Raw genomic sequence first — 17,418 nt, 5'->3', positions numbered from 1 at the left:
GGCCGTGGCTGCACAAACGGTTAAGCGCCAGGCGCGGGCACTTCGTTAAATCCACGACAATTCGGCCGGGAGGTTTGTTCCGATTGCATACTTGCGGGCGGAAACGGCGGGAAATCAGCGCTATTTCAGGCCGTTGGAGCCGAATGGCAATTAAGGAACATTTTACCATCCGGCCAGTCAGTCCACCCTTCGGGGGAACGTTCTCCTTCGATCCAGGGTGTTTGATTTGTTGACGGGACCTAATCATTTGTACATTAGTACAAATAGGCTAGGGGCCTCGTGACCGTCTCCCGGGGGCTGAGCGCGTTGCGCCTTGCTCCCGATGATGCGATCCGGTCGGCGGATCGCCAGCTGTGCCCTGGAGGAAAGCCATGCAGCCCGAACCGATCCTCGATCTCGCTCATCTCGGCCATATGGAGCTGCTGACGCCCAAGCCCGATGAGAGCCTGAAATTCTTCGTCGACGTCATGGGCATGACTGTCAGCGGCCAGAAGGGTGAGTCGGTCTACTTGCGCGGCTGGGACGATTACGAACGCTATTCGCTCAAGCTGACGGCATCGAAGACGTCGGGCATGGAGCACATGGCGCTGCGCGCGCGCAGCCAGCAGGCGCTGGAGCGCCGCGTCGCCGCGCTCAAGGGTTCCGGTTTCGACATCGGCTGGATCGACGGCGACATGGGGCAGGGGCCGACCTTCCGTTGCCGCGATCCCGATGGTCACATCGTCGAGCTCTATTACGAGACCGAATGGTATCAGGCGCCGCCCGAGCTGAAGCCCGCACTGAAGAACCAGGCGCAGCGCTTTCCCGCGCGCGGCGTCAATGTCCGCCGGCTCGATCATCTCAACTGCCTCGCCGTCGACATCAAGGCCAACCGCGAGTTCTTCGAGAATTACCTCGGCTGCCGCCTCACCGAGCAGATCGTGCTCAATGACGGCCGTGAAGCTGCGATGTGGCTGACGATGTCGAACAAGAGCTACGACTTCGCCTATTCGCTCGACCATTCAGGCGTGCCGGGCCGCTTCCACCACGTCACCTACGCGCTCGACAGCCGCGAGGAGATTCTGCGTGCTGCCGACATCTTCCTGGAGAACGGCATCCACATCGAGACCGGCCCGCACAAGCACGCGATCCAGCAGACCTTCTTCCTCTACGTCTACGAGCCCGGCGGCAACCGCGTCGAAGTCGCCAATGCCGGCGCACGCCTGATCCTTGCGCCGGACTGGAAGCCGATCGTGTGGACCGAGGAGGAGCGCAAGAAGGGCCAGGCGTGGGGGCTGAAGACGATCGAGTCCTTCCACACCCACGGCACGCCGCCGGTGGAGGCGAAGAAGCACGGTTAGTGGATTGAATTGCGCACCCGCGCGATCGTCTCGCGGACGCCTGACCATGCCGGCTTGCCCGGCGCGAATTGCTGGCGCAGGAAGTTGACGAGCTCCTCCACCTGTGCGTCGCTCATGCTGTTCCGGAACGCCGGCATGTAGCCGAGGTCGCTCGACACGGGCTCGGCGATGCCGTGGAGGATCACCTGCACGAGATTGTCCGATGTGGCGCTGTGCAGATTGCTGTTGAGCGCGAGCGAGGGCCGGCTGCCGAACAACGGCAGGCCGCCGACCTCGTGGCAGACGGCGCAGGCTCCCTGATAGAGCCGCGCGCCGGTGGACGAGGCGACGGTGACTTGGGTCGCACTTTCGAGTTTTACCGCGAGCGCAGGCGCATCGACCGCGGCGTCGTTGAACGAATTGAGATAGACCGCCATCGCGCGGATGTCCTGGTCGGGCAGGGCCTTGAGATCCCTGACAACGGGTGCCATCGGGCCGGCGGCGACGCCGTGATAGCGTGAATGGCCGGTGCGCAAATAGGCGAACAGCTCATCCTCGCTCCACGGGATCGGGGCGTGAGAGAGCGAGGTCAGCGGCGGCGCCTCCCAGCCCTCCGCGAAGCCACCGGCGAGATAGGCATTGCGCTGCTCGGCGCCGAGCGCATTGCGCGGCGAGTGGCAGCCGCTGCAATGGCCGAGGCCCTCGACAAGATAGGCGCCGCGATTCCAGGCCTCGGACTTGGTGGGGTCGGGCTTGAATTCCTTTGCCTGGTGGAAGAGCGCATTCCAACCCGCGAGCAGCGGGCGCAGGTTGAACGGGAAGGCGAGCGTGTTCGCCGGCGCCGTCGCGCGCAATGCAGGCTGCGCCATCAGATAGGCATAGAGCGCCTGAAGGTCGGCTTCGCTGGTCCTGGTAAAATGCGTGTAGGGGAAGGCGGGATAGAGCTGCCGGCCGTCGCGATGCAAGCCATCGCGCATCGCGCGCTCGAAGGCGGGATAGGACCAGGCGCCGATGCCGGTCTCGACATCGGGCGTGATGTTGGTTGAATAGATCGTGCCGAATGGCGTCTCCAATGCGCGGCCGCCGGTATTGAGTACGCCGCCGATATTGGTGTGGCACTCCGCGCAATTGCCGAGCGCAGCAAGCTGCTCTCCCCGTGCGATCGTCGCGGTGGAATAGACCGATGCGTCGGGCCGGGCGATCGGCGCAATCGCGCGCCCCGGCAGAAGCGCCGCGCCGATGCCGATCGCGGCGGTGCAGACGGTAGCAATCGCAGCCAAGATGCCGGCGCGTTTGGCGAACGGATTCTCCCAGATGCGCGACGGCGGCGGCGCGGCGGGCGCGGGCAGGGCCTGCGGCACGGGCGAAGTTTCACCGTGCAATCCCCTCAGGATGCGTTCGGGCGTAAAGGGCGGCTCGCGAAAGCGCACGCCAGTGGCATCGAAGATCGCGTTCGCTATCGCCGCCGCGCTCGGGACCGAAGCGGATTCGCCGACGCCGAGCGGCGGCTGGTCCTGACGCGGCAGCATCAGCACGTCGATCTTGGGCACGTCGGGGAACGGGATGATCGGATAGGCGCCCCATTCCCGTGCCGCGACCGCGCCGCGCTCGAACGAGACTTCCTCCATCAGCGCGCGGCTGGTGGACTGGATGACGTTGCCGTGGATCTGGTGGCGGACGCCGTCCGGATTGATCATCAATCCGGAATCCTGTCCCGCAACCACGCGCGTCACGCTGACATCGCCGGTCGATTTGTTCACCGCGACGTCGGCAATCCAGGCCGACCACGCCGCGCCGTAGCCGGGAAACTTGCTGTGGACGTAGAGCGCATAGGCAAAGCCGCGCCCGTGCACGATCTCGCCGTCTTTCTCTTCGCGCGTCGGCCGGGGCGTCCAGCCCGCGCGTTCGGCGACCGCATTGACGAGATCGACGGCGCGCTGGTCCTTGAGGTAGCGCAGGCGGTATTCGATCGGATCGACGCCAGCCTCGGCTGCGGCTTCGTCGATGTAGGATTCGTGCGCAAACGTGTTCGGCAGCGCGGAGACGCCGCGGAACCAGGAGGCGCGCACGATCGGCGGCATGTCGTGGGCGACGACGCGCATGTGGTCGTAATCGTAGGGCGGGATCGCCGTGCGGTCGCCCATCTGCAGCACGGCGGGCTCGGATGGAATGCGACCGGTGAGCAGCAGCGCCAGCGTCGGCGCAGCGTTCGAGGGATAACGCGTGGCGAGATCATACGCTGCGATACCGCCGTTCGCATCCAGGCCGCCATTGACGTCGATGAGCTGCGCGGTGCCCTTGGGCTCCCAGGCGTGCTCCTGCTCGCGTGTCAGCTGCACGCGCACGGGCCGGCCGACGGCGCGCGACAGCAGTAGCGCATCCGCGGTGACATCGTCGGCGCAGTTGCGCCCGTAGCAGCCGGCGGCTTCCAGCCGGATCACCTCGACCTCGCTCTCGGGACGCTCGACCAACAATGCGAGGTCGCTGCGCAGCACGTGCGGATTTTGCGTGCCGGACCAGACCCGGATATTGCCGTCCTGAAAATCCGCGACGGCGCAGGATGGGCCGATCGAGGCGTGCATCTGATACGGCCACACGTAAGTGCGCTGCATCGGCTTGGCCGCGCCTGATATCGCCGCATCGACGTCGCCCTTGTCGATCAGCGTGCGCGGTGTCGATGGATTGGCGCGCAGCGCGGTCTCGACGTCGGCGAGATCGGTGAGGGTAGGCGTCGGCTGCCAGCTCACCTTGAGCTGCTCCGCCGCGCGGATCGCATTTTCCTCACGTTCGGCGACGATTCCGACGAAGTCGCCGATGCGCACGACCGCCACGAGGCCAGGAATGTCGCGTACCGACGCTTCATCGACCGCGATCAGGCTGGTGCCGACGAACGGCCCGGCATCGACACCGGCATAGGGCGGTCGCACCACGCGGCCGTGCAGCATGCCGGGGACGCGGATATCGTGAACGAAGGTCAATTCGCCCGTGGCCTTGGCGGGCAGGTCGACGCGCGGCGTCGACTGACCGACGATGGCATAATCGCCGACCGCTTTGACGGTGACGTCGTCGGCCAACTCCAGGCGGATCGTCTCGTCGCCGATCAATTCGCCGTAGCTGATGCTGCGGTTGTCGCGGCCGCGCACCAGGCCGTCCTCGATTCTGAGGTCCGCCGCCGGCAGCTCCAGCCGCTCGGCCGCGCGCGCGATCAGGAAGTGACGGGCTTGCGCCGCGGCCTTGCGCAGGGGAACAGCGGTGATCTGGATGGTCTCGCTCGCGATCGTCGCGCCCTGGTTGGGCACCACCGCAGTGTCGCCGAGCACCACGACGACGCGCGCAAAGGACACATCCAGCTCTTCGGCGACGATCTGGCCGAGCGCAGTGCGGATGCCGGTGCCGAGATCGACATGGCCGTTATACGCGCTGACCGATCCATCCGCGGTGATGCGGATGAAAGTCTCGGACGTGAGTTCATCCACGGTGCGGACGACGACGAGCGAACCGGATTGGCGCTCAGCTCCATTAGGGGCAGGGGAGGCCATCAATCAACGGCCTCGGTGAGCTGGCCTGAAGCGCGCATCACGGCACGCAGGATTTCGACATGCGTGCCGCAGCGGCAGAGATTGTAGCGCAGCGCCGCCAGCGCTTCCTGCTCGGTCGGCCGCGGGTTGATCGCGAGCAGCGCCTTGGTGGTCATGATCATGCCGTTGAGGCAATAGCCGCATTGCGCGGCCTGCTCGTCGATGAAGGCCTGCTGCACGAGGTCAGGCTTGTCGCGCGTGCCGAGCCCTTCGAGCGTCACGATGTCGCGGCCGGCGCAGCCACCGACGGGAATCACGCAGGAGCGGGCCGCCGTCCCGTCGATCAGGACAGTGCAGGTGCCGCATTCGCCGAGGCCGCATCCATATTTCGGGCCGTTGAGCGCGAGATCGTTGCGCAGCACGTAGAGCAGCGGCGTCTCCGGCGCTGCAGCGACCTCGTGGATCCCCCCGTTCACGGTGAGGCGGATCGGTGTCTGCGTCATCCTCGTTTCCAAGCGCTCGGCCAAAGTCATGGCGAAAATCTACGTCGCGACGATACCGTTTGTACACAAACGTGCAAGCCATGCATGCCGCACTGCAGCGCGACTGCCTTCTTTGTGGACAGAGCGGATAGGCAAATGAGGTTTTATGCAGCAGCCGCATCTTTTGCGCTGCACCGCCGCTTGACAGCCATCCGGGGCGCGCGCACCATCGTTCGTATACGAATGATAACCGCGGTCTCGCTGGCTCTGACATGGTGATGGAAACGACGAGCGCTGCTATCGACAAGATCCGCTGCGATGCTTGTCCGGTGATGTGCTACATCAAGCCGGGCGCGGCGGGCGCCTGCGATCGCTACGCCAACCACGACGGCAAGCTCGTCCGCGTCGATCCGCATGTGATCCTGGAGCGCACGGTCTCGCATGGCGGCAAGCTGGTCCCGTTCAGCCGCACCGAAGACTGGGACGGCAAGATCGTCCACGAACCTTCGACCTTTGTGACTGCGATCGGTGCGGGCACGACCTACCCCGATTACAAGCCGGCGCCGTTCATCGTCTCCGCGGAGGTCGACGGCGTCGACATGGTGACTGTCGTCACCGAGGGCATCTTCTCCTATTGCGGCATCAAGGTGAAGATCGACACCGACCGCTATCTGGGGCCGGAGACCGCGACCGTGCGCGCGCAGGGCGAGGCGGTCGGCCATGTCACCACGAGCGAATACGGCTCGCAGATGCTGTCGCTGGGCGGCGTGCATCATCTCACCGGCGGCTCCAAGAAGGAGGGCCGCGTCACCTGCGACACGTTGATGGATCTCGCCAATTGCAAGGCGGTCGAGCTGACCATCGACGGCGGCGCGAGCGTCGTCGTCCAGGCCGGCCAACCGCCGATCGTCAACGGCATGAAAGAAGAGCGCATGCGCGTCGGCTGCGGCTCGGCGACGATCGGCATGTTCGCCAAGCAATGGCACGGCAAGGTCGACGAAGTCGTCGTGGTCGACGACCACATCACCGGCGTGCTCTCGGAGCATCAGGCCGGCAAGCTGCTCGACATCGCCGACACCGGCATCAAGATGAAGGGCCGCCGCTCGACGCCCGGCCGCTATTTCCAGGTCGCAGATCCCGGCACGGGGTGGGGTGGCACCAACATCTCCGATCCGCTCGCCATCCTCGGGCCGTTCGATGCCAAGGAGGCAAAACCGGGTCTCTCGATGCTGATGGTCTCCACGACCGGCGAGCATTCGTCTTACTACGTGCTTGACGAGGCCCTGAAGCCGGTCGAGACCGAGATGCCGGATGATCTGAAATTCTCGGTCGAGCGCATCCAGGAGAATTGCGAGCCGGCGCTGTGCACGGTGCTGTTCATGGCCGGTGCCGGCGGCTCGCTGCGTGCCGGTGTCACCGACAATCCGGTGCGGCTGACGCGCTCGGTGAAGGACGCGCTGACGCGCGTCACCAGCGGCGGTGCACCGGTCTATGTCTGGCCGGGGGGCGGCATCACCTACATGGTCGACGTGACGCAGATGCCGGCGGGCGCGTTCGGCTACGTGCCGACGCCGGCGCTGGTTGCGCCGATCGAGTTCACGATGAAGCTGTCCGACTATGCCGCGCTCGGCGGGCACATGGATTACGTGAAGCCGCTCTCCGAGGTCCAGAACGGCGACGATGTCCGCCAGCTGCCCTGGCAGAACCCGATCCCGGGGCCGCGGGCATGACAAGGCTCCCGCAAATCGCATTGCTGTCTGATGGCCGGCGGCTGCATTTGCAGGATGGACCGATTGATCTGGTCGTTGAGGCGAGGGGGCGCGCGGACGATGTGCGTGCAGCCTATGAGGCGGCTGTGCGCCGCTTCACTGGACTGCTCGACGAGCTCTGCGCCGAATTGCCGGAGCTGCGCACGGCCGCCGGGAATCGGACTTCGCTGAAGGGCGTGGTGGCCCGCCGGATGCATGCCGCTGTCGCACCCTATGCCTCCGATTGCTTCATCACGCCGATGGCGGCTGTTGCCGGTAGCGTGGCGGAGGAGATCCTGGGCGCCATGTTGGGCGCTGCGACGCTGGATCAGGCCTATGTCAACAATGGCGGCGATATCGCGCTTCATCTCGGCAAGGGCGAGCATTTTTCGGTCGGCCTGATGGACCGGCCCGATCGCGCCGGCGTGATGCGGACGATGAGGGTTGACGCGGATGACCCCGTGCGGGGCATCGCGACAAGCGGCCGGCACGGCCGCAGCTTTTCGCTCGGCATTGCCGATGCCGTGACGGTGCTGGCGGCAACGGCGTCGCAGGCCGATGCGGCTGCCACGATCATCGGCAACGCTGTCGATCTGCCCGGGCATCCCTCCATTATCCGGACGCCTGCAAGCGAGCTGCAGCCCGACAGCGATCTCGGCGAGCGCCTCGTGACGCGCGACGTCGGCGAGTTGTCGCAGGACGAGATCGCCGTCGCGCTCGAATCTGGCGCGGAATGTGCACGCCAATTGTTCGATCGCGGATTGATCGAGGGTGCCGTGGTGCGGCTTTGTGGTGATATGCTTGTCATCGAACCTAAGGATATAGAAGAGCAACGAACGCGCCCGCTTGTGCTGGAGAACGCGGTCTGTGCCTGAACGGGGAAGCGAAACATGAGCGCGATCATCCGCAAGATCGTCACCGTCGTCGAAGAGACGCAGATGGAGATGGGCCGCCAGGTCTCGCCGCCGACCCGGCGTGCCGCGGCGATCGCAGTCATCGAAAATCCCTTTGCCGGACAATATGTCGAGGATCTCTCGCCGCTGATCGCGATCGGCGAGGAGCTGGGTGAGCTGCTGTCGAAGCGCGCCGTGGCGGCGCTCGGCATCGATGGTGCGAAGGCGCAGAGCTATGGCAAGGCCGCCGCCGTCGGCGAGAACGGTGAGCTGGAGCATGCCGCCGCGATCCTCCACCCCAAGATGGGCGCGCCGGTTCGCAAGGTGCTGAGCAAGGGCGCGGCATTGATCCCGTCGTCGAAGAAGCGCAGCGGGCCGGGCACGACGCTCGACATCCCGCTGGGGCACAAGGACGCCGCGTTCGTGCGCAGCCATTTCGACGGCATGGAAGTGCAGATCAACGACGCGCCGCGTGCCAACGAGATCATGGTCGCGGTCGCCGTTACCGACAGCGGCCGGCCGCTACCGCGCGTCGGCGGGCTCACGGTTGCGGAAGTGAAGGGCGAGGACGGTCTGAGATAGGGCTCGAAGCGGGAGGCGGGCACAGCCTCTCGGATGAGATCACGCAGAAGACGTAAAGAGTTCAAAACTGGAGGTTGGGATGCGAGCAAGAAATTACTTCGTCGGCGCGGCCTTCGCGCTTCTGGCGGGCGGCATGGCTCATTCGGCCCTGGCGCAGGACATCAAGATCGGCGAGATCAACAGCTATTCGCTGCTGCCGGCGTTCACCGAGCCCTATCGCAAGGGCTGGCAGCTCGCGGTCGAAGAGATCAACGCGGCCGGCGGCATCAATGGCAAGAAGCTCGTTGTGATCTCCAAGGACGACGGCGGCAAGCCGGCGGACGCGCAGACCGCGGCGAACGAGTTGGTGTCGAGCGAGGGTGTCGCGATGCTGACGGGTACGTTCCTGTCGAACATCGGCCTTGCCGTCAGTGACTTCGCCAACCAGAAGAAGGTGTTCTTCCTCGCGGCCGAGCCGCTGACGGATGCCGTGACCTGGTCCAAGGGTAACAAGTACACCTTCCGCCTGCGTCCCTCGAACTACATGCAGGCGGCGATGCTGGTGGAAGCAGCCGCAAAGCTGCCGGCCAAGCGCTGGGCGACGATCGCGCCGAACTATGAGTATGGCCAGTCCGCCGTTGCCGTGTTCAAGAAGCTGATGTCGGAGAAGCGCCCTGACATCCAGTGGGTCGACGAGCAGTGGCCGCCGCAGGGCAAGATCGACGCGGGCCCCGTGGTGCAGGCGGTTGCCGCCGCCAATCCCGAAGCGATTCTCAACGTCACCTTCGGTGCCGACCTCGTCAAGCTCGTGCGCGAAGGCAACACCCGCGGCCTGTTCAAGGGGCGCGAGGTCGTCTCCTTCCTGACCGGCGAGCCGGAGTATCTTGATCCGCTCAAGGATGAGACGCCCGAGGGCTGGATCGTCACCGGGTACCCCTGGTACTCGATCAAGACGCCCGAGCATGACGCGTTCCTGAAGGCGTACCAGGCCAAGTACAACGACTATCCGCGCCTCGGCTCCATCGTCGGCTACCAGACCATCAAGGCGGCCGCCGCGATCCTGGCGAAGGCGGGCTCGACCGATCCGGAGAAGCTGATCGCTGCCGCGGAGGGACTGTCGATGCCCTCGCCATTCGGCGAGATCACCTTCCGCAAGATCGACCATCAGTCGACGCTCGGTGCCTTCGTCGGCAAGACCGCACTGAAGGACGGCAAGGGCGTGATGGTGGATTCGGCTTACAAGAAGGGCGCGGACTATCTGCCCAGCGATGCCGAAGTCGAGAAGCTGCGTCCGAAGGATTGATGTCTTCCTTCTCCCTCGCCCCGCTTGCGGGGAGAGGGTCGGGGTGAGTGGGAGCCTCCGCGAGGGAGGTGACAGCGAGTCTTGCGGAGACTCCCCCTCACCCGAATTTGCGCATCGCGCAAATTCGACCTCTCCCCGCGAGCGGGGAGAGGTGAACCAAGACCGCGTGCCTCGGCATGCAACACCAACCCGGACCGCCGATGGCCTTTTACGTCGTACAGTTTCTGACCGGTCTCGCCAGCGCGGCGTCGCTGTTCCTGGTGGCCTCGGGCCTGTCGATCATCTTCGGCGTGACGCGGATCGTGAATTTCGCGCATGGCGCCTTCTACATGATCGGCGCTTACATCGCCTTCACGCTGACGGAGCGCCTGTCGGGCGCGTTCGGCTTCTGGGGCGGCATCGTGCTCGCGGCGATTGCCGTGGCACTGATCGGTGTGCTGGTCGAGATGGTACTGCTCCGCCGCATCTATCACGCGCCGGAACTGTTCCAGCTGCTCGCGACCTTCGGCCTGACCTTGATGGTCGAGGATCTCGTGGTGCTGATCTGGGGGCCTGACGATCTCGTCGGCCGTCGTGCGCCCGGATTCAAGGGGGCGATCGATTTCTTCGGCCAGAACATCCCGAGCTACGACCTGTTCCTGATCGTGCTGGGCCCCGTCGTGCTCGGCATTCTCTGGCTGCTGTTCCAGCGCACGCGCTGGGGCGTTTTGGTGCGCGCGGCGACGCAGGACCGCGACATGGTCGCAGCCCTCGGCGTCAATCAGAAATGGCTGTTCACGTCCGTGTTCGCGGTCGGTGTCTTCCTCGCCGCGCTGGGCGGCGCGCTTCAGATCCCGCGCGATGCCGTGCATCACGCGATGGATCTGCGCATCATCGTCGAAGTCTTCGTCGTGGTCGTGATCGGCGGCCTCGGCAGCATCGTCGGCGCGTTCGTCGCGGCGGTGCTGGTCTCCGAGCTCAACGCCTTCGGCATCCTGATCTTCCCCAAGATTTCCATCATCCTGGTCTTCCTGGTGATGGCGGTGGTGCTGATCGTCCGGCCGTGGGGCCTATTCGGCAAGCCGGAAGCGCCCGCGCGCAAGACGCCTGGTCTCACCGTCAATCCCTGGCGCCCGCTGACGTCGAACGAGCGGCTTGCGGCGCTTGCGGCGCTCGTGATCGCGGCGACGCTGCCGCTGTTCGCCGGTAACTACGCGCTGACCGTCGGCTCGGAGATCGCAATCTTCGTCATCTTCGCCGTCTCCTTGCACTTCCTGATGTCGGTCGGCGGCCTCGCGTCTTTCGGCCATGCCGCTTATTTTGGCCTCGGCGCCTATGGCGTCGCTTTCCTCGCCAAGATGGCGGGGCTGCCGATGATCGTGTGCCTGCTGCTCGGGCCGTTGCTCGGCTGCATGGGCGCCGCCGTGTTCGGCTTTTTCGCCGTGCAGCTCTCCGGCGTCTACTTCGCCATGCTGACGCTCGCCTTCGCGCAGATCGTCTGGTCGATCGCGTTCCAATGGGTGAGCGTCACCGGCGGCGACAACGGCATATTGGGCGTCTGGCCGGAAAAATGGGCGGCGAGCCCGTCGCACTTCTACTGGTTGGTGCTCGGCGTTGCCACGCTGGTGACCATTGCGCTGCGGGCGATGGTGTTCTCGCCATTCGGCTACGCGCTAAGGGCGACGCGCGACTCTTTGCTGCGCACCGAGGCGATCGGAATCAATGCCAAGCGCATCCAGTGGACGGCCTTCGTGATCGCAGGGACGACCGCCGGCATCGGCGGCGCGCTGTTTGCCTACCTCAAGGGCAGTGTCTTCCCAGACAATCTCGGCATTTCGCTCTCGGTCGATGCGCTGGTGATGGTGCTGCTCGGCGGTGTCGAGACGGTGTCCGGCGCGGTGATCGGCGCCATCGTCTACAAGGCCTTGAACATCTGGCTGGTCAGCCAGACCGATTTGTCGAAGCTCGTGCTCGGCGGCTTCATCATGTTGATCGTCGTCGTCTTCCCCAAGGGCATTGTCGGCATGCTGGAGATGCTGGCGCAGCGCCGCAGGAAGGCATCGCCGCCGGGGTCTCCCTTGCTTGCCAAGCCGATCGAGTCTGCCGAATGAGTGTTGCACCTCCACTTCTCGCCGTTGAAGGCTTGACCAAATCGTATGGCGGCATCCACGCCGTGCGCGGCGTGTCGTTCTCGCTGCGCGCCGGCGAAATTCTGGCGCTGATCGGGCCGAACGGCGCGGGAAAAAGCACCTGCTTCGACATGCTCAACGGCCAGAACAAGCCCGATACCGGCCATGTTCGCCTGCGCGGTGAAGAGATCACGGGCAGGAAGCCGCGGGAGGTCTGGCGGCTCGGCGTCGGGCGCACCTTCCAGATCACCGCGACCTTCGCCACCATGACCGTGCGCGAGAACGTGCAGGTCGCACTAATTTCGCACGGCAAGCAGCTGTTCAATCTGTTCGGCTCGGCGCCGAAGTTCGACCGCGGCGAGGCCGGCCGTCTGCTCGAGCTGGTCGGCATGGGCGGCTATGCCGATCGCCCCTGCGGTGAGCTTGCCTATGGCGACCTCAAGCGGCTCGAGCTTGCGGTGGCGCTCGCCAACCAGCCCAAGCTGCTGTTGATGGACGAGCCGACCGCCGGCATGGCGCCGCGCGAACGGGTCGACCTGATGCGGCTGACCGCGAGCATTGCGCGGGAGAAATCGATCGGCGTGCTCTTCACCGAGCACGACATGGACGTGGTGTTCGAGCACGCCGACCGCATCATCGTGTTGAATCGAGGGACGTTGATTGCCGAGGGCACGCCAGCCGAGGTGCGCGGCAATCCGCAGGTGCAGGCGGTCTATCTCGGCGAGGGCCTGGTTTACGATGCCCGCCATCGCGAGGGAGCACCAATATGAAGCTCACCGTCGAGGGCCTCAACAGCCATTATGGCCCGGCGCATATCCTGTTCGACATCGGCTTCGAGGTCGGCGAGGGCGAGGTGGTAGCGCTGCTCGGGCGCAACGGTGCCGGCAAGTCGACGACGTTCCGCTCGATCGTCGGCCTGGTCGCGCAACGAACCGGCCGCATCATGTTCGAGGGCAGGGACGTCTCGGCCAAGCCGACCCACGAGATCGTGCGCGAGGGGCTCGGCTATGTGCCGGAGGAGCGCCGGATATTCACCGACCTGACCGTCGAGGAAAATCTCGAAGTGGGCAAGCAGCCCAAGCGTCCGAACGCGCCGCATTGGACGCGCGAAAAGCTGTTCGCGCTGTTTCCAAATCTCGGCGAGATGAAGAACCGTCCCGGCGGCCGCATGAGCGGCGGCGAGCAGCAGATGCTGACGATCGCGCGCACGCTGATGGGCAATCCGTCGCTGGTGCTGCTGGACGAGCCCTCGGAGGGCCTGTCGCCGAAGATCGTGGAGCAGATGGTCGATGCCATCCTGACCATGAAGAAGGAGGGCGTCAGCATCGTCGTCTCCGAGCAGAATCTGCATTTCGCGCGGTTGATTTCCGATCGCGCCTACATCATCGAGCGCGGCCGCATCTGCTTCGGCGGCACCATGGCCGAGCTCGATGCGCGTCCGGATATCCGCGACGCGCATCTGTCGTTGTGAGAGGCGGGGGACGGATGGCGAGAAGTGTCGCGGTGAAGAAGGGCGTCAAACCGGCAAAACCGCCTTACGTGCTCGACGAGCAGGTCGGTTTCATCCTGCGCCAGGTCTGGCAGCGCCACAGCTCGATCTTCTCCCGCGATATCGGCACCAATCTGACGCCGACGCAGTGGGCGGCATTGTCGAAGCTCGCCGAGACCGGGCCGTGCTCGCAGAACCAGCTCGGCCGGCTGACGGCGATGGACGTCGCGACGATCAAGGGCGTGATCGATCGGCTCACGGCGCGTGGCCTGACCGAGACCAGCCAGGATCCCGAGGACGGTCGGCGGCTGCTGGTCAGCCTGACGCGCGCCGGTCAGCAGCTTTCGGAGAAGGTCGCGCCGAACGCGCTCGCCATCACCCGCGAGACGCTGGCGCCGCTCGACACGAAAGAGCGCGAGATGCTGATGGCGCTGTTGAACAAGCTGCGGTGAGGGTGCCGTAGAAGGTCTCGTAGGGTGGGCAAAGGCGCGAAGGGCCGTGCCCACCGCTTCTCAATGGTGGGCACGCTTCCGCCGTCGCTCTTCGAGCTATGGCGGACAAGTCGCTTTGCCCACCCTACGGCAGTTGAACAAGGTGCGGGGACGGGCGACTAACCTCGATGAGGGACTTGTCGAGGTATTAGTCATGAGAGTCGCGGCGAAGTTTACGATGCTCCTCACTCTCGGTGCGGTGCTGGCGGGCAGTTGCGCGCCCGCCTTTGCCGCGCAGCCCTACGAGGGCTTCTGGGCGTCCACCAAAAAAGACTGCCGCGATGACGACAGCCCCAACCGCATGAGCGTCGAAGGCGGCAATCGCCTCTACTGGTACGAGACGCGCTGCCGCGCCGGCGAGATCACCGCCGACGGAAAGCTCGGCTGGAAAATGAAGCTCGCCTGCGAAGGCGAGGGCGAGAAGTTTCGCTCCAATCCCCGGGTCTCCATCGCTGTGGACGGCAAGCTGGTGATGGACAACGGACCGGTCGGGCAGGCCAAGCGCCAGACCTATGTGCGATGTGAGATCGCGAAGAAGCGCTGATCTCGAACGCTTACGTCTTGCCCGGCCATTTGGCGCGGTAGCGAATTTCGCTGCCGTCTGCGAGCCGCCGCCAGGTCCCGAACTCCGGCGTATGCGGCGCCCGGGCCGTCAAGTCGATCGGATAGATTCGGCCCGGTTGGCCCTCGATATTGACAGCGAGCTGCCGGTGCGAGGTTCGAAACGCGAGCTCGACTTCGCCTGCGATGACGGGCTGGTCGCCGTCACGATAGAAGGCGGTCGGGGTCACTTCGCCCGGCATCGTGTTGAGGTCGGTCTGCAATTCGATGGTGATGCCCTGGGCCGATGTCGGCGCCGCGACCCCGGCCGGAAAACGGACCTCAAATACGAGCAGGGGATTGCCGCCGTTCCGGTTGAGCCATGGCGTCGCAGTCGCATAGGCGTAAGCGATGTAGATGCCGATCCCGGCGACGCAGAGCAGGACGACGACGCCGAGAGACTTCAGGCTGTTGCGCGCGATGCTGCCATTGCCCGCGTCCTGGCCTGAACGCCTCACCAGCCAGTTGGCAACCACCGCGCCGGCGATCGCGCCGATGGGGGAGTAAACGAACAGTCCCAACAGACCCGAGGTGATCGGGTCCGCGCGGTTGCCGAAATCGAACAGGGAAAACAGCACAAAGATCGCGATATAGCCCGCCACCGCGCCAGCAACGCCGACGGCTATTCGCGATGAGTTCTTCATGTTTCCCTCGATGGTCCAGCAATGAAATGCCGCCGCCGGGGGCTGCCTGCGTTAGACGCAGCAGGTCGCAGACTTGTTCAACGCCATCGAGGGGCGATGCCGAGCGGTGTGCCGCTCCGGCTGCGTCACTTCGCCACCACCTCCGGCACTTTCCCCGCGGGCGGCGTGTTCCGGCTGCGCTGGGTGCGCACGATGCCGTCGATGATGGTCATGCCGATGCCCGGGAGGTCGCCGAGCTGGACGCTCTCCAGGATGTTCTTGCCGGGCGAGTGCTGGGCCTTGTCCATGATGACGAAGTCGGCGGAACGGCCGACTTCAATGAGGCCGCAATCGAGCTCGCGCATCCGGGCGGTGTTGCCGGTGGCGAGACAGAACGCAAGCTCGGCCGGCAGTTCGCCGAGCGAGGACAGCATCGAGACCATGCGCAAAATGCCGAGCGGCTGCACGCCGGAGCCGGCGGGCGCGTCGGTGCCGAGGATGACCCGGTGCAGATCGCCCATCTCGCGCGCGGTGCGCAGCGTAAACAGAGCGGAGCGCTCGTTGCCGTTATGCACGAGCTCGAGGCCGCGCTTGCAGCCCTCGCAGATGCAGCGGATCTGATCGTCGGGCAGGGCGGTGTGGCCGCCATTGATGTGGCCGACCACGTCGGTGTCGGCCTCCAGCACCACGTCCTTGTCGATCAGACCGGAGCCGGGGATCGAGGGGCCGCCGGTGTGGATGGTGCTCTGAATGCCGTATTTGCGCGCCCAGCCGACCATCTTGCGTGCAGTGGGACCGTCCTTGACGCCGCCGAGGCCGACCTCGCCGAGCAGCTTGACGCCGGCGGCGGCCAGCTCCTTGAAGTCCTCCTCGACCATCTCGCATTCGATCACCGGCGCACCGGCGTGAACCTTCACGCCGCCGGGGCGCAAATTCCAGAATGCGCGCTGCGCAAAGATCGCCATCGCCTTCAGCCCGACGACGTCGCGGGGGCGGCCGGGCATGTGCACCTCGCCGGCGGAGATCATGGTGGTAACGCCGCCGTGGAGGTTGCTGTCGATCCACCCGATCTGGTTCTGGCGCGGCGTCCAGTCGCCCGCCACAGGGTGGACGTGGCTGTCGATCAGGCCCGGCGCGACCGTGGTCCCATTGGCCTCGACGATCGTGGTCGCGCCTTCGATGTCGACGTCCTTGAAGCGGCCGATCGCGGTGATCTTGCCGTTCTCGGCGACGATGGTGTCGCCATCCAGGATCGGCTTTTCCAGGGCGCCGGACAGGATCAGGCCGATATTCCGGATCACGAGCTTCGAGGGTCCGGTGGCCTGGGGTGCGTCATGCGCCATGGAAGGGGCTCCTTATTCCTAACTGCAACGCTTTCGATCTTGGGCAGCCTTGACCGCGGGATCAAGCAGGATTATTCATTAGTATACGAATGATCGTGTACAAACGACGCATAGCTGCCCGCCTCGGAACCGCATTGGAAGCGACAGGGAAGGTGAGATGAGCAATTTCAACCAGGAAAGCGTTTTGAGCGTCCACCACTGGACCGATACGCTGTTCTCCTTCAAGACCACGCGCAGCCCGACTTTCCGCTTCCGCAACGGCGAATTCACCATGATCGGGCTCAAGGTCGGCGAGAAGCCGCTGCTGCGGGCCTATAGCGTCGCCAGCGCCAATTACGAGGACACGCTGGAGTTCTTCTCGATCAAGGTGCCGGACGGTCCGCTGACCTCGCGGCTCCAGCATTTGAGGGAAGGCGACGAGATCATCGTCAGCCGCAAGGCCACCGGCACGCTGGTGATCGACAATTTGGAGGAGGGGCGCAACCTCTACCTGATCGGCACCGGCACGGGCCTTGCGCCGTTCCTGAGCGTGATCAAGGACCCCGAGACCTATGAGCGGTTCGAGAAGGTCGTGCTGTTGCATGGCTGCCGGCACGTCAAGGAGCTCGCCTATGGCGAGATGATCACCGAGACGCTGCCGAAGGACGAGCTGATCGGCGAGTACATTCAGAACCAGCTGGTCTATTATCCGACCGTGACGCGCGATCCGTTCCGCAACCGCGGCCGCATCACCGACCTCATCACCACAGGCAAGCTGTTCGCCGATATCGGCCTGCCGGCGCTGGAGGCCGCCCACGACCGCGTCATGATTTGCGGCAGCCCGGCATTGGTCGCTGATACCCGCGTGCTCCTGGGTGAGCGCGGCTTTATCGAGGGCAATCACGGCGAGCCGGCCCAATTCGTGGTCGAAAAGGCCTTTGCCGAGCGCTAACGCGCAATT

General features: G+C 65.1%; 15 protein-coding genes. 11 read left to right on the top strand and 4 right to left on the bottom strand.

The genetic code is table 11. The features are described 5' to 3' along the window. The first annotated feature begins 371 nt into the window (after nt 1–371). Nucleotides 372–1,340, top strand: coding sequence for a catechol 2,3-dioxygenase (locus GGD65_RS16040; protein ID WP_179730946.1), 969 nt, complete (start codon nt 372–374; stop codon nt 1,338–1,340). On the opposite strand, the gene GGD65_RS16035 is transcribed toward GGD65_RS16040, so the two are convergent. Then, nucleotides 1,337–4,858, bottom strand: a complete 3,522-nt coding sequence (locus GGD65_RS16035; RefSeq protein WP_183235887.1) for a molybdopterin cofactor-binding domain-containing protein — start codon at nt 4,856–4,858, stop codon at nt 1,337–1,339. The two genes, GGD65_RS16040 and GGD65_RS16035, sit on opposite strands and share 4 nt — an antisense overlap. Further along, a complete protein-coding gene (locus GGD65_RS16030) occupies nt 4,858–5,340 on the bottom strand; it encodes a (2Fe-2S)-binding protein (RefSeq protein WP_018320967.1) in 483 nt (160 codons plus the stop codon). Before GGD65_RS16030 ends, GGD65_RS16035 begins: the two co-directional genes overlap by 1 nt. Before the next feature lie 251 nt (nt 5,341–5,591). Between GGD65_RS16030 and GGD65_RS16025 the strand changes: the two genes are divergently transcribed. From GGD65_RS16025 to GGD65_RS15985, 9 genes are all read left to right on the top strand, one after another. After that, nucleotides 5,592–7,049, top strand: a complete 1,458-nt coding sequence (locus GGD65_RS16025) for a hypothetical protein (protein ID WP_018320968.1) — start codon at nt 5,592–5,594, stop codon at nt 7,047–7,049. Beyond that, nucleotides 7,046–7,942: a UPF0280 family protein gene (locus tag GGD65_RS16020; RefSeq protein WP_183235886.1), complete on the top strand. Its 897-nt coding sequence runs from the start codon at nt 7,046–7,048 to the stop codon at nt 7,940–7,942. Before GGD65_RS16025 ends, GGD65_RS16020 begins: the two co-directional genes overlap by 4 nt. Before the next feature lie 15 nt (nt 7,943–7,957). Continuing rightward, nucleotides 7,958–8,542 (top strand): amino acid synthesis family protein, encoded by a 585-nt coding sequence (locus GGD65_RS16015; RefSeq protein ID WP_018320970.1) that lies wholly within the window; start codon nt 7,958–7,960, stop codon nt 8,540–8,542. A gap of 79 nt (nt 8,543–8,621) precedes the next feature. Beyond that, nucleotides 8,622–9,824: an ABC transporter substrate-binding protein gene (locus tag GGD65_RS16010; protein ID WP_018320971.1), complete on the top strand. Its 1,203-nt coding sequence runs from the start codon at nt 8,622–8,624 to the stop codon at nt 9,822–9,824. A 200-nt stretch (nt 9,825–10,024) separates the two neighbouring features. Continuing rightward, nucleotides 10,025–11,914 (top strand): ABC transporter permease, encoded by a 1,890-nt coding sequence (locus tag GGD65_RS16005; RefSeq protein WP_183235885.1) that lies wholly within the window; start codon nt 10,025–10,027, stop codon nt 11,912–11,914. After that, complete coding sequence (locus tag GGD65_RS16000) at nt 11,911–12,702, top strand: ABC transporter ATP-binding protein (RefSeq protein ID WP_183235884.1); 792 nt, start codon at nt 11,911–11,913, stop codon at nt 12,700–12,702. Before GGD65_RS16005 ends, GGD65_RS16000 begins: the two co-directional genes overlap by 4 nt. Continuing rightward, the gene (locus GGD65_RS15995; protein WP_183235883.1) at nt 12,699–13,403 is read left to right on the top strand and encodes an ABC transporter ATP-binding protein; all 705 of its coding nucleotides are present in this window, start codon (nt 12,699–12,701) and stop codon (nt 13,401–13,403) included. The genes GGD65_RS16000 and GGD65_RS15995 overlap by 4 nt, the downstream gene beginning before the upstream one ends. A gap of 14 nt (nt 13,404–13,417) precedes the next feature. Further along, entirely contained in the window at nt 13,418–13,873 is a 456-nt protein-coding gene (locus tag GGD65_RS15990) for a MarR family winged helix-turn-helix transcriptional regulator (RefSeq protein WP_018320975.1), read from the top strand. A 193-nt stretch (nt 13,874–14,066) separates the two neighbouring features. Beyond that, nucleotides 14,067–14,456 (top strand): hypothetical protein, encoded by a 390-nt coding sequence (locus tag GGD65_RS15985; protein ID WP_183235882.1) that lies wholly within the window; start codon nt 14,067–14,069, stop codon nt 14,454–14,456. 10 nt (nt 14,457–14,466) lie between these two features. Here GGD65_RS15985 and GGD65_RS15980 read toward each other — a convergent pair whose 3' ends face one another. After that, nucleotides 14,467–15,156 carry a hypothetical protein gene (locus GGD65_RS15980; protein WP_183235881.1) on the bottom strand — a complete coding sequence of 230 codons (690 nt, stop codon included), beginning with the start codon at nt 15,154–15,156 and terminating at the stop codon, nt 14,467–14,469. Between the two features lie 125 nt (nt 15,157–15,281). After that, on the bottom strand, nt 15,282–16,478 hold the full coding sequence (locus tag GGD65_RS15975; protein WP_183235880.1) for an amidohydrolase family protein: 1,197 nt from the start codon (nt 16,476–16,478) through the stop codon (nt 15,282–15,284). A 157-nt stretch (nt 16,479–16,635) separates the two neighbouring features. On the opposite strand from GGD65_RS15975, the gene GGD65_RS15970 reads away from it, so the two are divergent. Beyond that, on the top strand, nt 16,636–17,409 hold the full coding sequence (locus tag GGD65_RS15970; RefSeq protein WP_183235879.1) for a ferredoxin--NADP reductase: 774 nt from the start codon (nt 16,636–16,638) through the stop codon (nt 17,407–17,409). The last annotated feature ends 9 nt before the right edge of the window (nt 17,410–17,418 follow it).

Origin of the sequence: Bradyrhizobium sp. CIR18 (genome assembly GCF_014198295.1) — a bacterium.
Lineage (GTDB): Bacteria > Pseudomonadota > Alphaproteobacteria > Rhizobiales > Xanthobacteraceae > Bradyrhizobium.
Note: the sequence above shows the minus strand (reverse complement) of the source record. Positions and strands in the feature narration are given on the sequence as shown.

Bases quoted from the DNA above. Each gene is read 5' to 3' on its own strand.
- GGD65_RS16040 (WP_179730946.1), top strand. From the start codon at position 372: ATGCAGCCCGAACCGATCCTCGATCTCGCTCATCTCGGCCATATGGAG.
- GGD65_RS16035 (WP_183235887.1), bottom strand. From the start codon at position 4,858: ATGGCCTCCCCTGCCCCTAATGGAGCTGAGCGCCAATCCGGTTCGCTC.
- GGD65_RS16030 (WP_018320967.1), bottom strand. From the start codon at position 5,340: ATGACGCAGACACCGATCCGCCTCACCGTGAACGGGGGGATCCACGAG.
- GGD65_RS16025 (WP_018320968.1), top strand. From the start codon at position 5,592: ATGGTGATGGAAACGACGAGCGCTGCTATCGACAAGATCCGCTGCGAT.
- GGD65_RS16020 (WP_183235886.1), top strand. From the start codon at position 7,046: ATGACAAGGCTCCCGCAAATCGCATTGCTGTCTGATGGCCGGCGGCTG.
- GGD65_RS16015 (WP_018320970.1), top strand. From the start codon at position 7,958: ATGAGCGCGATCATCCGCAAGATCGTCACCGTCGTCGAAGAGACGCAG.
- GGD65_RS16010 (WP_018320971.1), top strand. From the start codon at position 8,622: ATGCGAGCAAGAAATTACTTCGTCGGCGCGGCCTTCGCGCTTCTGGCG.
- GGD65_RS16005 (WP_183235885.1), top strand. From the start codon at position 10,025: ATGGCCTTTTACGTCGTACAGTTTCTGACCGGTCTCGCCAGCGCGGCG.
- GGD65_RS16000 (WP_183235884.1), top strand. From the start codon at position 11,911: ATGAGTGTTGCACCTCCACTTCTCGCCGTTGAAGGCTTGACCAAATCG.
- GGD65_RS15995 (WP_183235883.1), top strand. From the start codon at position 12,699: ATGAAGCTCACCGTCGAGGGCCTCAACAGCCATTATGGCCCGGCGCAT.
- GGD65_RS15990 (WP_018320975.1), top strand. From the start codon at position 13,418: ATGGCGAGAAGTGTCGCGGTGAAGAAGGGCGTCAAACCGGCAAAACCG.
- GGD65_RS15985 (WP_183235882.1), top strand. From the start codon at position 14,067: ATGAGAGTCGCGGCGAAGTTTACGATGCTCCTCACTCTCGGTGCGGTG.
- GGD65_RS15980 (WP_183235881.1), bottom strand. From the start codon at position 15,156: ATGAAGAACTCATCGCGAATAGCCGTCGGCGTTGCTGGCGCGGTGGCG.
- GGD65_RS15975 (WP_183235880.1), bottom strand. From the start codon at position 16,478: ATGGCGCATGACGCACCCCAGGCCACCGGACCCTCGAAGCTCGTGATC.
- GGD65_RS15970 (WP_183235879.1), top strand. From the start codon at position 16,636: ATGAGCAATTTCAACCAGGAAAGCGTTTTGAGCGTCCACCACTGGACC.